The following is a 13,369-nucleotide window of genomic DNA, read 5'->3' on the forward strand; positions in this document are numbered from 1 at the left end:
GTGCCATGCAGTCTCTCTCTCACCTGGATCGGTTGGAAGCTGAAAGCATCCACATTATCCGCGAAGTGGCGGCCGAGTTCCGCAACCCGGTCATGCTCTATTCGATCGGCAAGGATTCTGCCGTGATGCTGCATTTGGCCATGAAAGCCTTTGCGCCGGGCAAGCCGCCTTTTCCGCTGCTGCACGTGGATACGACGTGGAAGTTCCGGGAGATGATCGCCTTCCGGGATGAAATGACTGCACGGCTTGGCCTCGATCTGATCGTGCACGTCAATCAGGATGGCGTCGCGCGGGGTATAGGTCCCATCTCCCACGGCTCCAAGCTTCACACTGACGTCATGAAAACCGAAGGCCTGAAGCAGGCGCTGGATGCACATGGCTTTGACGCCGCATTCGGCGGTGCACGGCGTGACGAGGAAAAATCCCGCGCCAAGGAACGGGTATTTTCCTTCCGCTCAAAAGCCCATCGCTGGGATCCAAAAGCCCAGCGCCCGGAACTCTGGAACCTCTACAACACCCGCGTCGCACCGGGCGAGAGCGTCCGCGTCTTCCCGCTGTCCAACTGGACCGAGCTTGACGTCTGGCAATACATCCACCGCGAAGAAATCCCCTTGGTACCGCTGTATTTTGCCGCCCCTCGGCCCGTGGTGACGCGCGACGGAGTTCTGGTGATGGTGGATGACGATCGACTGCCGCTGGAGCCCGGCGAAGTTCCGGAGGACAAGCTGGTCCGTTTCCGCACCCTGGGCTGCTATCCGCTCACCGGTGCGATGGAATCCACGGCCTCCACCGTATCTGAGATCATCCTGGAGCTGCTGCAAAGCCGGGCGTCGGAACGGCAGGGGCGCGTGATCGATCAGGATCAGATCGGGTCCATGGAAAAGAAGAAACAGGAAGGCTATTTCTGATGGCCATGTCTGACACAGTCGACATTGAGAGCTTCCTCTCTGCGCAGGACGCCAAGGATCAACTGCGCTTCATTACCTGCGGGTCGGTCGACGACGGGAAATCGACCCTTCTCGGCCGCCTGCTGTACGATTCCAAGACCGTGTTCGAGGATCAGCTCTCCGCCACCGAGGGCGAAAGCAAGAAGTACGGTACCCAAGGCGACGAAGTCGACCTCGCTTTGCTCGTGGACGGACTGCAGGCTGAACGCGAACAGGGCATCACTATCGATGTTGCCTACCGTTACTTCGAAACCGACAAGCGCAAGTTCATAGCCGCCGATACACCAGGCCACGAACAATACACCCGCAACATGGCAACCGGCGCTTCGACCGCCGATCTGGCGGTCATCCTGATCGATGCCCGAAAAGGCGTACTGACCCAAACGCGGCGTCATTCCTACATTGTTTCCCTGCTCGGCATCCGTCACGTCATTCTGGCGGTGAACAAGATGGATCTGGTGAAGTACGATTCCTCCAGGTTTGAAACGATCGTCGAAGACTATCTTGCGTTCGCGCGACAACTGAAACTTGACGACGTTCACGCCATCCCGCTCTCCGCTTTGACTGGAGAGAATGTATTTGCTGCGGGCAGTGAAATGGGCTGGTACAGCGGTCCCTCGCTCATGACTCTCCTGGAAGAGATCGAAGTTCATGACGACCGCTCAAGTGTCGAGGCCGCGAAGTCCTTCCGGCTGCCCGTGCAGTGGGTCAACCGCCCCAGTCAAGACTTCCGCGGGTTTAGCGGCACGGTCTCGTCCGGCAGCGTTTCGGTTGGCGGACAAATTCTGGCCAGTCTTTCCGGTAAGGCGTCCAGGGTGAAACGGATTGTCGGCCCAGCGGGTGATCTTGAACAAGCAGTCGCCGGGCAGGCGGTAACGGTCCTGTTGGAAGACGAAATCGATATCAGCCGCGGTGACCTTCTGGCCGATCCGGAGGCTCCGCCGGAAGTGGTCGATCAATTTGCCGCGCATGTCATCTGGATGGACAACGAAGCGATGCTCCCCGAGCGCACTTACGTAGCGCGCTTTGTTTGCGGCCAGGCCGTCGCTCGCGTGACCGATCTGGTCCATCAAATCGATGTAAATACACTGGACCATCTCGCAGCCAAAACCCTGGGTTTAAACGAAGTGGGCTACTGCAAAATAGCGGTCGACCAGGCTGTCGCCTTCGACGCTTATAGCGACAATCGCCAGACCGGTGCCTTTATCCTGGTCGACAAGTTCACCAACGCCACGGTTGCTGCAGGGATGGTCGATTTTGCGCTTCGGCGTGCCAGCAATATCGAATGGCACGACATGAAGATCGACAAGGCTGCACGATCAGCGATCAATGCGCAAAAACCGCGTGTGTTGTGGTTTACCGGTTTGTCAGGTTCGGGAAAGTCGACCGTCGCCGACCGTCTCGAGCAGAAACTTCATGCCATGGGCCGGCGCACCTACCTGCTCGATGGCGATAACGTCCGTCACGGTCTGAACAAGGACCTCGGCTTTACCGATCAGGACCGCGTGGAGAACATCCGCCGGGTCGCGGAGGTCGCCAAGCTGATGGTGGATGCCGGACTCATCGTGCTGGCCTCCTTCATTTCACCGTTCCGGTCCGAGCGGCAAATGGCGCGTGCGCTGATGGAGGAGGGCGAGTTCATCGAAGTCTTTGTCGATACGCCGATCGAGATCTGCGAACAACGGGACCCCAAGGGCCTCTACAAGAAAGCCCGCGCCGGTGAGCTTAAGAATTTCACCGGTATCGATTCCGATTACGAGATTCCCGAAAATGCGGAGCTCGTCCTAAAAAGCGGCGAAATCGCTCCTGAAGTACTGGCTGACCAAATTATTGCGTATCTGGAAAGGCACCAGTGAAAACAGGTCATCGTTGACCCGGGCGGTCTTGCGATAGAGGGTTTCGGCCAGCGGCGTTGCATCATCATTTGACCAGCGCCTGTCGAATTCATGAAAAATTGAGGGTGCTGGCCGCATGAGCAATAAAACAGCTACGAGCATCTCTGAGGTCGTCACCAGCGGCCTCTGTATCAACTGCGGTCTTTGTGAAGCCGTGACGCGTGGACGCGTTCGCATGGTGATGACCGACTACGGATCATTGCGCCCGACCCCCGCGGATGACTTCACCGGGGAAGAACAAGCCCGGCTTCTGTCCGCCTGTCCTGGTGTGACCGTCAGTCCGCGCGCGTTCGGCGAGAGTGAGCCCGATCCTATCTGGGGGCAGCACAGCAGTATGCGCTATGCCTGGGCCGGTCATCAGGACGTGCGCTTTCGGGCCGCCACCGGGGGAGCGCTGACGGCGCTGGCACTGCATCTCGTCAAGTCGGGCAAGGTCGCTTTCGTCCTGCACGTCGTTGCCGACCCCGATCAGCCCATGCGCAGCCGCTGGACAATCAGCAGGACGCCCTATGACGTGGTTTCGGGCGCGGGCTCGCGGTACGGCCCTGTGGCCCCGTTGGCGGGTTTCATGAGCGCGCTCGAGCGGAGTGAACCCTTCGCGGTCGTTGCCAAACCTTGCGATCTGAACGCTGTACATAATCTTTCGAAGAGTGATCCTCGGGTCGATGCCCTCTGCATCTACCGGCTGGCGATGGTCTGCGGCGGACAATCGCGGCTGAAAAAATCGCAGGAGCTTTTGCGCGAGTTCGGAATCGAAGAGCAGGAGGTCAGTGTTTTTCGCTATCGGGGATATGGCAACCCTGGCCTGACCCGCGTGGAGACACGCGATGGCCGGGCTTTCGAAAAGACCTACCTGGATCTTTGGGCAGACGAGGCAGGGTGGCAGTTGGAGACCCGCTGCAAGCTCTGCCCCGATGCATTGGGCGAGGCAAGCGACGTTGCCGCGGCTGATGTCTGGCCGGGCGGCGGTCCCACTGGTGAAGATGCCGGTTTCAACGGAATCATCGTCCGGTCGCCTGCGGGGGAGGCCTTGGTTGAAGCTGCTGCCGCGTCCGGGGACCTCATCCTGGGAGATGCCATTACGCCACGGCAGTTCGACGATCTGCAGCCGCATCAAGTCCGTAAGAAAAAGGCACTGAAGTCAAGATATGAAGGTCTCCAGCATGCCGGTTTTCCAGCACCGCAGACCGATGGCCTGCGGATCGAGGCGCTCGGGCAAGCGCTCGATCAGGCACAGAGCCAGGCTGAATTCGACGGGACGGTCAAACGCGCCAGGGAAGGGCGCTTCTCAGAACCTATGCCTGAAGTCTGAGCGTTTTTTCCTGAACCAGAAAAACGTGAATTCTTCTGTTAATCAGGTGGTTAGTGGACAATTAGATCTTAATCGTAAGTTTCTTTTGGTGCGCCCAAGACGCTGAGATCAGGTGTGACACCCAGACCGGGCAGCTTGGGCGCAAGGACGCCGCCGTGTTCGACCGGGGCGTCGAAAGCGGCGGTTTCGATTGAAACCATATCCCGGCAATCCAGAATACAACGCAGGCTTTGTTCGGGCACGGTCTGACCCAGATGCACAATGCCGGCGAACGCGATTGCAGAACCCACCGTGTCCTGTACGCTGATGCTCAATCCTGCCGCGAGGCAAATATCACGATGCCGCCGGCCGTGGGTGAGGCCACCGTTTTTGGATATCTTCAGTCCGATTCCATCCGCAACATCCATCGCCACCAGCCGCAAGATGTCTTCATCCGTCTGAGCGAGTTCGTCCAGAATGATCGGTACGCTGCAGCGTTGGCGCAACGAAAGGGTCTCGCGCCAGGTGGCGCAGGGAGCTTCCAGTACGAAATCGAGACCAGCCGGTAGCAAGCGCAGCAAGCGCAGGGCCGTTTCCGGGATCAGTCCGCCGTTGGCATCGACGAGAAAGAACTCACCCGGCTGGCGGTCGGCCAGACAGGCCGTGATGCGTTCCGCATCCAAAGCAGGGCCACCTTCGCTGTCGAGCGCGCCGATTTTGACCGAGTGACCCCTGTAGCCGCGCGCGCGATGATCGGCAACGCGAGCCCGCATATCCTCTGGCGTGCCGGAATAGATCGAGGAGATCGTCGGCATTCGAAATTCCGTACGCCCGCCCAGAAGATCGCAGACCGGCATACCGACGGATTTGCCGAAAACATCCCAGCAGGCGACATCGATTGCGGTTTTGGCATGATTGTGACCCAGCAGGGCTTCGTCCATGGCTTCATTGATCCGGTCGAGCTGACGCGGGTCCCGGCCAAGAAGGTGTGGTGCGATCTCGGCAATACCGGCCCGGGTGCCGCCGGCGTGGGCCGCTATGTACGAGCTTCCAAAGGGCGTGCTCTCGCCCCAGCCCTCGGTTCCATCGTCGGTGATGACCCGCACGATGGAGGCGTCGAAGCTGCGGTATTCCCGTCCACCCGACAGTTTGTAGAGTCCGCCCGAGTAGGGTAGGTCGATCTGATAGAGTTCAATCTTTGCGATCTTCACGGCTTCACCGCTGGGGGAATGAGGACCAGTTTGCCGGTGTGTTTCTTGGCCAGGAAATCCTCCTGCGCCTGCGCGATTTCGGCAAGCGGATAAGTCTTCGCAACAAGAGGACGGATCTCGCCGCGTTCGATATAAGAGATGAGGTTTGCAAAGACCTCGTCTTCCTGGAAGGTGCAGCCGAACAGCGTCAGGTCTTTCAGATAGAGTGTGCGCACATCGATTTGCGCCAAGGGGCCGGCGATGGCGCCAGCCGTGGCATAACGCCCGCCACGCACCAGAAGCTCCAGGAACACGGGCCAGCTTTCCCCGGCGACAAGGTCGATCACGACGTCGATGGATTCCCGGCCCAATTCGGTGAGCAGATCTGCGTTGCGGTCAAGCACGCGGTCCGCACCCAGCGTCAATACCTCCTCGGCCTTGGTTTGCGCGGCAATTGCGATCACCTCAGCACCACGTCGTTTGGCCAACTGCACGGCCGCAGAACCGACGCCGCCTGATGCGCCGGAGACCAGTACTCGTTCCGCCACAACGCGTTCAACGCCCACCCGTGCCCGATGCAGCATGTTTTCCGCGGTGGAATAGGCGCAGGGGATCGACGCCAGTTCGTCGTCCGACCAGTCGCAGTTCACCGCGTGAGTTTCTCGAGATGGTGCGACGGCGAACTGCGCGAAGCCGCCATCCATTTCCGAGCCGATGGTCCAGCATTCATAGGGGCGGTAATCGACGTAGTGGCGCAGCATATTGCGTACCAGCACCCGTTCGCCGACCCGGGCGCGGTCCACGTCATCGCCGACGGCGGCAATGATACCGCAGACGTCGGCCCCCTGAATGCGCGGAAAGGAGAGGGGGGTTCCCGACCAACTGGCATCCGCGTCATCCGCCTGATCAAAGCCGCTGCCGCCACCGCTGTTCGTGCCTTGGTCGACGGCTTTCGAATACCAGGCGGTGCGGGTATTGATATCGGTGTTGTTCACGCCTGCTGCCGCAATGCGAATCAGCACCTCGTCAGCCTTGGGTCGCGGCACGGGAACGTCTTCACGATAGTCCAGCTTGTCGAGCCCGCCATGCCCGGTGAGCAGCACTGCGGCCATGGTTTCGGGAACAGCAGTCATAGAATTCCTTCCGAGGTCAGTAAAACCCTGGCCAAAGCAACGGCTGTCTCCGTGGCCTTTTGGGGGCCATTGACGATTGCCGTCATTGTCTGGCCTTCGTGAATGATCGCCAAAGCGTCGGCGAGCGAGCGGAGGTGAGACTGATCACGGTCCGGCGCGGCAGCCCGCAAACGCTCCAAAAACTTCTTCCGTACTGCAGATTTATGTCTGGCAACTAGGTCACGAAGTGGAGCGTTCTCCGGATGCGCGGCATAGGCGTTGAGAAAAAGGCAGCCATTGTTGCCGCTGCCTTCCAGCCAGACGCCCAGGCGATGAAACATCTCCAGAATGTCGTCGCCGTTTTCATCGTCGCCTGCGAGATGCTGCAGGTAGCTTTGATGGCGGTGCTCCAAAGCGCCGCTAACCATTTCTTCGCGCGAGGGGAAGTATTTGTACAGAGTGCGCAGGCTGACGCCCGCATCGCGGCGCAGAATATCAATTCCCGGCTCGGAGAAGCCTTTGGTTGCAAAGCTCGATGAAAGCCGGGCGGCGATTTTGTCTTTCAGCTCTGTCATAAAAGAAATGGTAGAACGATCATTCTACCTCGTCAACAGGCTCGAAGAACCGAACTGATTCGCTAGGCAAAAGAGGCTGCGTTCTGCGGCTTGCCGAAGATCAGGAAACGCCCAACTTCTTCTGCAGGCTGGAGCTGGAGGTCGTGTACTGAAAGCGCAGCTTCTGATCGGGGTGGATGATCCGAAAGGCCTGCTGGGACATCAGGGCGCCTTCATGGAAGCCGGAAAGGATCAGTTTCAGCTTGCCCGGATAATGGTTGATATCCCCGATAGCGAAGATTCCAGGCTCGCTGGTCTCGAATTTCTCGGTGTCGACCGGAATCAGGTTCTCATGGAGATTGAGGCCGAATTCGGCGACGGGGCCCAGCTTCATGGTCAGGCCGTAAAAAGCCAGCAGCGTATCGCACTCGACCTGGAACTCGCCTTGTTCCTTGTTTTTCAGAGTGACAGCTTCCAGCTGACCGTTTTCACCGTGCAGGGCGGCGACCTGCGCGATATGCAGGTTCATTTCACCGTCGGCGACCAAGCTGCGCATTTTATTGACCGAATCCGGGGCGGCGCGAAATTCGTCGCGGCGATGCACCAGGGCCATCTTTTCGGCCAGGGGTTGCAGGTTGACCGTCCAGTCCAATGCGGAGTCGCCGCCGCCGGCAATTAGGATGTTCTTTCCGCGGAACTGTTCCATCTTGCGTACTGCATAATGCACTGAAGTACCTTCGAAGTCTTCGATGCCCTTGATCGGCGGTTTCTTTGGCACGAAACTGCCGCCACCAGCTGCGACCACCACGACAGGCGCCTGCAGTACGGTTTCGGCATCGGTGGTCAGGCGCCAGCGGCCGTCGTCCATTTTCTCCAGCTTTTCGGCCATCTGGGAGAAATGGAACTCCGGCGAGAAGGGCGTGATCTGCTCCATAAGCCGGTCGGTCAGTTCTTGACCGGTGCACATCGGCAGGGCCGGGATGTCGTAGATGGGTTTTTCCGGATAGAGCTCCGCACATTGTCCGCCTGGCCGGTCCAGGATGTCGATCAAGTGACACTTGAGGTCGAGCAGGCCGAGTTCAAAGACGGCGAACAGGCCGACCGGCCCTGCGCCGATAATGATGACGTCGGTATCGATTGCGGCGTTTGTCATGGTGCTAATCTACTCTAAACCCGAGGTTACAGCGTCATCCGAACCGCCGTGTCGTCGCGCCCTGGCTGATAAAAAGCAACCGAAGCAAGAGAGACACAAAGAAACAGACAGGGTGTCGAGCACTCGTGCCTGCTAACGGCAGGTGAATTGCCGCTGCTGTTGGCCGAGCTTTTGCTCATTGCGCTATCAGCTAGCGCACCTCTGCTGTGGGGTAAAGCATGAAATAGCGTTTGGAGCCGCTACCGTTCCGGTGCGGCTCCACGCTTCTTGACCACGCGCCTACCCATTATCGGGCCTCAGCGCTGAGCGGTCGCGATTTAGACGACCTTTTTCACCAGATTCAGGAACTGTGCACGCTCGTCGTCGGACAATGGCCCCAAAATCTCATTGTCCACACGCTTCGCGCCAGCCAGAAGCTCTTCCACTGTTTTGTGTCCAAGCGGCGAGAGACTCAAGACCATCCGTCGACGGTCCGTAGAATCCGGGATGCGTTCAATCATGCCGCGCTCGTGTAAACGGCGGATGACGCCCTGAATCGTTGCTGGATCCATGGCGGCATAGCGCCCGAGCTTATTCTGCGACAGCTGGCCTTTTTCATGCAGCCTTGCCATCGCAAAGAACTGGGTGGGAGTGATCTGGTGTTCGCCCAGAATCGACAAGAAAATCGCAGACGCGCGCTGGTGAGCGCGACGCAGCAAGTGGCTGATCTGTTGGTCAAGCACAAACTGCTCCTGCGAATCTTCAGATTTATCTTCAATTGACGCCGGCAAAATACTCAATTTACTTACCTTCGGTATCCGATTTCCATCGTTCAGGGAAAGAATCCCAGTCAAATATTGGTATTTATATTAGACCGAGTCTATTCCCTATTGGTGGAAATATAGCCTCAACTATGGCGAGCGTCTACGAGTAAGAGCCAAGACATCCCATTACTGGTATCAAAAATTGATAATTAATCATATTACCACAACTTTAAATCATAGGCAAAAGCTGTTGGAGAGTATAAGTCTTTGAATTGTTTCGATATCTCTTCCGATCTGTCGATCATTGTCCAAAAATGGCACCGATTTGCGTATCAGCTGCAGATATTTCGCCAGTTTTGGGCTGCTTACCAGAGGTTGGCGCAGGTCAAGGCCCTGCGCGGCGGCGAGCAGTTCCGTCGAGACGATGTGACCGGTGTTTTCGGCCATGTCTCCAAGGCGTCTGGCACCATGGGTGGCCATACTGACATGGTCTTCCTGATTGGCTGAAGTCGGCAGGCTGTCGACCGAGGTGGGGTGAGCTAAACCCTTGTTTTCACTTGCCAGAGCAGCCGCCGTGACATGGGCGATCATGAAGCCTGAATTCAGGCCGGGCTCGGCCACGAGAAAGGCCGGCAGGCTGGACATCGTCGCATCCGTCAGCAGAGCGATCCGGCGTTCGGAGATTGCGCCGATCTCTGCGATGGCGAGGGCCAGCATGTCGGCTGCCAGGGCCACCGGTTCCGCGTGAAAGTTGCCGCCCGAGAGGATATCGCCGGCCTCGGAAAAGACGAGAGGATTGTCGGAGACGGCATTGGCCTCGCGCGTGAGCATCTGGCTTGCCTGCCGCATGACATCCTGCGCGGCACCCATAACCTGTGGCTGACAGCGCAGGGAATAGGGATCCTGTACCCGGTCGCAGGCCAGATGCGAGCCCCGGATCTGGCTGCCGGCAAGAAGTTCGCGAAGCTGCGCCGCAACCTCGATCTGGCCTGGTTGTCCGCGTAATTCGTGAATGCGCGGATCAAAAGGCGTGTCGCTGCCAAGCGCGGCATCGACCGACATGGCGCCGGCAACGATGGCGGACTCGAACAGCCTTTCGCTAAGGAATAGACCTTCAAGCGCAAGCGCCGTCGAGACCTGAGTGCCGTTCAACAGGGCCAATCCTTCTTTTGCAGCCAGCTCCACCGGCGCAATACCCAACTGGGCCAAGGCCTCGCCGGCCTCCAGGATGCGTCCCTTGAGGCTCACCTCGCCGACCCCCAAAAGCACACCCGAGAGGTGGGCCAGAGGAGCCAGATCGCCCGATGCGCCGACGGAACCCTTGGCAGGGATCACCGGATAGGCTCCGGCATTAAACAACGCGATCAGGCGATCGATCACTTCTCGCCGTATGCCGGAGAAGCCGCGCGCCAGAGCATTGATCTTAAGCAGGAGGATCAGCCGCACAACCCGGTCCGAAAGCGGGGCGCCGACGCCGGCGCTATGGGAAAGCACCAGGCGGCGCTGTAGTTCAGTGACTTGGTCGTTTGGGATCGAAGTCTTAGCGAGCACGCCGAAGCCGGTATTGACGCCATAGACCGTGCGGCCTTCGCGCAGCACCGCCGCGACGGTTTCGGCCGAAGCATCGATCGCATCGGCGCAGGCCGGATCCAGCGTGAGGGCTTGGCTGCCCGACCAGAAGCTGCGGAGGTCGTCCAGGGTGAGTTGACCCGGCGAAAGCAAGAAGGACCCGTTGTCAGTCATAGTATCGTTCCCAAAGTTGTATATACAACTTCTATTCCGGATTTCGCAGCAGGTCAATCGTCCGTTCGGCGGCCTCTACGAAGCTGGTCGGAATGTGGAGATGCGATCTTTGAACCCTGCCGCTCCGGCATTCCTTGGCAAGGTGAAAGATGACTGTGGTGATAAGGTGTACTGGCAATTCTTGTGCAATTGCCTGCGTGGGTGTATCAGCCACCAATGACTTCAGATACACCCTTTTGGCGCCACAAAGCCCTGGACGATTTGACCAGGGATGAGTGGGAGTCGCTCTGCGACGGCTGCGGTAAATGCTGTCTTATCAAGCTCGAAGACGAGGACAGCGGTGATATCATCGCAACCGACGTGACCTGCAAGCTATTGGACCTTGGCACCTGCCGCTGCAGTCAATACGAGCAGCGCACTCGCTATGTCCCTGATTGCGTGGCCTTGACGCCCGAGAACATCGGTTCTCTCGCTTTTATGCCTGCGACCTGTGCTTACCGGCTACTGGCGGAAGGCAAGCCTCTCGAAGACTGGCATCCATTGGTCAGCGGCGACCCGGATTCAGTCCATCGGGCGGGTATGTCCGTGCTCAACCGTGTGGTTCCGGAAACTGAAGTCGAGGATGCGGATCTTGAAGATCATGTCATCGAGTGGTTCGATGGGGAAGCGCCCAGCGGAGAGCAGGATACAGACGACGATGCAGCTTGAGGAGATCCGGCAGGCGGCTGCGCAGCAGGGTTTGCTGCTCCGGGGTGGATTTCATCCAGACACTGACGATACCGTCCCGCTGCTTGCAAACGGCCGTCGGCCGTCGACGATATTGTTGCTGGGAAACGCTGGTGATGGGATGTGGCAGGCTTTCCGGGTCTCTCCCGAGGGTCAGGGGGACCCCGGAGTTCCCGGTCAAACCTCCAGTGATCAAACCTCCAGTGATCAAACCTCCAGCGATCAAACCTCCGCCGATCAGGATACCGCCGGCGCTCTGGGCCCGATGGACCGCTGGAGCCTTCGCGTTATCTCGGCGTTGGCCGACAACCTGAATGCCGAAGCGGCTTTTCCCTTTGGCGGACCGCCTTATTTCCCCTTTCAGCTTTGGGCTCAAAGATCCGAACCACTCTGGCCGTCACCCCTCGGCGTTCTGATCCATCAAACACACGGGCTGTGGCACGCCTACCGGGGCGCGCTTTGCTTCGACGTGCGGATCGATATTCCATCAGCCACAGGTGAGACATCGCCCTGTGAGACCTGCCTGGATCAGCCTTGCCTCTCGAGCTGCCCGGTCGCCGCTTTCTCAGGAAACGGTTACGACGTGCCGGCCTGTGCCACCCATCTTGCGACACCGGCCGGCGCGGACTGTATGGAGCTGGGATGCCGGGCCCGCCGGGCCTGTCCGATCGGTGTCTCCTCCCGTTACGAACCGGAACAGGCTGCTTTTCATATGCGGGCCTTTTTGACTGCCCGTCCAAAACCCTGATCGCACGCTTTCAAAGAAGTGAAGTGCAGACGTTTAGGCTTTGGTGGGAATCTCTGAGGGAAGATGTATCTTTGCGACCGCGTCGATATTTGGAGAGAACCGAGTGACGAAAAAGATAATCCTGATCGATCATCCCGTCGGAAAGCGCGACGACCGCGCCTCGCGAATGCTGTCTGAGCGTGGCTATGAAGTGCACTGGGTTTCTCCAGGGCGTGGCGACAGCCTGCCGGATCCCGCCGCGATTTCCGACTATGTCGGTGCCGTGGTTTACGGCGGTCCGGAGAGCGCCAACGACGATCGGGAAACACCCTACATTGCCCAGGAAATCGACTGGGTTGGCCGCTGGGTGGCCGCTGAAAAGCCTTATCTGGGCATCTGTCTTGGCGCCCAGTTGCTGGCCCGCAGCCTCGGTGCCAAGGTGTCGCGGCATCCAGAGGGAGCCCATGAAATCGGTTATGTAGAAGTGCAGCCTACGCAAGCCGCCAACGGGTTTCTCGGCGCGCCTTTACATGTCTACCAGTGGCACAAAGAGGGTTTCGAGCTCCCCGAGGGTGCCGAGCTGTTGGTGAGCGGTTCGGTCTTTCCCAATCAGGCTTATCGGTTGAGTGAAAACATTTACGGCATCCAATTCCATCCGGAAGTCACACCGGAGATCTCGCAGCGCTGGATTAAGGAGGCGGGGCATATGCTTGTAGAGCCCGGCGCCCATTCGGCTGAACGGCAGATCGCCGACAGCAAGCGGCATGACGCGCCGCTCGAGGACTGGTTGGGTGGATTTCTGGACCAATGGCTTAAGAGCTAGGGGTTCTTCCGCCAAGCGGTTAGGTTCCATCAATAGTGTCCTGGCCACGAGAACAGTAGTGGTTACTGTTGCGTCATGATTGGCTTAGTGTGGCCGCGATCCCCTTCATTTTTCCGTTCAGTTGAACGCGCCAGCTGTCTTCATAGGGTTTTAAGCTTAAGACGAGACCAGCGCACCTCCGGCCCGAACCAGGCGGTGCCCGAGAAGTCCCAGGGCCTTGCCAAATATCGAAACGGCTTTTTTTCTCAAACCTAATGTTGAGCCCTGGTAGAGACCGGGCCGAACTGAGGATGACTGCTTCGCCTTTTCCCAAGGTAAATAGTGATTGGCGGGTATTTCCACACCTGCGGCGTGGGACATGCTGCGGAAAATGAGATCCATGGTATAAATTTCCTCATCCATGAGAGATTGCAAAATCTCGTTTAAATTCCTTCTGTGCATATTATTTGATTGAATGTAGAGGGA

General features: G+C 58.4%; 13 protein-coding genes. 6 read left to right on the forward strand and 7 right to left on the reverse strand.

Annotated features, from left to right (window positions below):
• The first annotated feature begins 5 nt into the window (after nt 1-5).
• The 3 genes from cysD (at nt 6) to QMZ18_RS15550 (ending at nt 4,154) form a co-directional block, all read left to right on the forward strand.
• On the forward strand, nt 6-908 hold the full coding sequence (gene cysD / locus QMZ18_RS15540) for a sulfate adenylyltransferase subunit CysD (RefSeq protein WP_282607223.1): 903 nt from the start codon (nt 6-8) through the stop codon (nt 906-908).
• Nucleotides 908-2,803 (forward strand): sulfate adenylyltransferase subunit CysN, encoded by a 1,896-nt coding sequence (gene cysN / locus QMZ18_RS15545; protein ID WP_282607224.1) that lies wholly within the window; start codon nt 908-910, stop codon nt 2,801-2,803. The genes cysD and cysN overlap by 1 nt, the downstream gene beginning before the upstream one ends.
• Nucleotides 2,804-2,918: 115 nt before the next feature.
• Nucleotides 2,919-4,154 (forward strand): Coenzyme F420 hydrogenase/dehydrogenase, beta subunit C-terminal domain, encoded by a 1,236-nt coding sequence (locus QMZ18_RS15550; RefSeq protein WP_282607225.1) that lies wholly within the window; start codon nt 2,919-2,921, stop codon nt 4,152-4,154.
• 68 nt (nt 4,155-4,222) lie between these two features.
• Here the strand turns inward: QMZ18_RS15550 and QMZ18_RS15555 are convergent, their stop codons facing one another.
• The 6 genes from QMZ18_RS15555 to hutH form a co-directional block, all read right to left on the reverse strand.
• A complete protein-coding gene (locus tag QMZ18_RS15555) occupies nt 4,223-5,344 on the reverse strand; it encodes a mandelate racemase/muconate lactonizing enzyme family protein (RefSeq protein WP_282607226.1) in 1,122 nt (373 codons plus the stop codon).
• Nucleotides 5,341-6,456, reverse strand: coding sequence for an alcohol dehydrogenase family protein (locus QMZ18_RS15560; RefSeq protein WP_282607227.1), 1,116 nt, complete (start codon nt 6,454-6,456; stop codon nt 5,341-5,343). The genes QMZ18_RS15555 and QMZ18_RS15560 overlap by 4 nt, the downstream gene beginning before the upstream one ends.
• Entirely contained in the window at nt 6,453-7,010 is a 558-nt protein-coding gene (locus tag QMZ18_RS15565; RefSeq protein ID WP_282607228.1) for a TetR/AcrR family transcriptional regulator, read from the reverse strand. Before QMZ18_RS15565 ends, QMZ18_RS15560 begins: the two co-directional genes overlap by 4 nt.
• 100 nt (nt 7,011-7,110) lie before the next feature.
• Nucleotides 7,111-8,142: an NAD(P)/FAD-dependent oxidoreductase gene (locus QMZ18_RS15570; RefSeq protein WP_282607229.1), complete on the reverse strand. Its 1,032-nt coding sequence runs from the start codon at nt 8,140-8,142 to the stop codon at nt 7,111-7,113.
• A 317-nt stretch (nt 8,143-8,459) separates the two neighbouring features.
• The gene (locus QMZ18_RS15575; protein ID WP_282607230.1) at nt 8,460-8,921 is read right to left on the reverse strand and encodes a MarR family winged helix-turn-helix transcriptional regulator; all 462 of its coding nucleotides are present in this window, start codon (nt 8,919-8,921) and stop codon (nt 8,460-8,462) included.
• A gap of 198 nt (nt 8,922-9,119) precedes the next feature.
• Nucleotides 9,120-10,628 carry a histidine ammonia-lyase gene (gene hutH / locus QMZ18_RS15580; protein WP_282607231.1) on the reverse strand — a complete coding sequence of 503 codons (1,509 nt, stop codon included), beginning with the start codon at nt 10,626-10,628 and terminating at the stop codon, nt 9,120-9,122.
• A gap of 216 nt (nt 10,629-10,844) precedes the next feature.
• On the opposite strand from hutH, the gene QMZ18_RS15585 reads away from it, so the two are divergent.
• The 3 genes from QMZ18_RS15585 (at nt 10,845) to QMZ18_RS15595 (ending at nt 12,904) form a co-directional block, all read left to right on the forward strand.
• On the forward strand, nt 10,845-11,336 hold the full coding sequence (locus QMZ18_RS15585) for a YcgN family cysteine cluster protein (protein WP_282607232.1): 492 nt from the start codon (nt 10,845-10,847) through the stop codon (nt 11,334-11,336).
• Entirely contained in the window at nt 11,326-12,102 is a 777-nt protein-coding gene (locus tag QMZ18_RS15590; protein WP_282607233.1) for a ferredoxin, read from the forward strand. Before QMZ18_RS15585 ends, QMZ18_RS15590 begins: the two co-directional genes overlap by 11 nt.
• Nucleotides 12,103-12,205: 103 nt before the next feature.
• On the forward strand, nt 12,206-12,904 hold the full coding sequence (locus tag QMZ18_RS15595) for a hypothetical protein (protein ID WP_282607234.1): 699 nt from the start codon (nt 12,206-12,208) through the stop codon (nt 12,902-12,904).
• Between the two features lie 156 nt (nt 12,905-13,060).
• On the opposite strand, the gene QMZ18_RS15600 is transcribed toward QMZ18_RS15595, so the two are convergent.
• Nucleotides 13,061-13,306 (reverse strand): hypothetical protein, encoded by a 246-nt coding sequence (locus QMZ18_RS15600; protein WP_282607235.1) that lies wholly within the window; start codon nt 13,304-13,306, stop codon nt 13,061-13,063.
• Between the last annotated feature and the right edge of the window lie 63 nt (nt 13,307-13,369).

It is taken from the genome of Pelagibius sp. Alg239-R121, assembly GCF_947331435.1.
Taxonomy (GTDB): Bacteria; Pseudomonadota; Alphaproteobacteria; order Kiloniellales; family Kiloniellaceae; genus Denitrobaculum.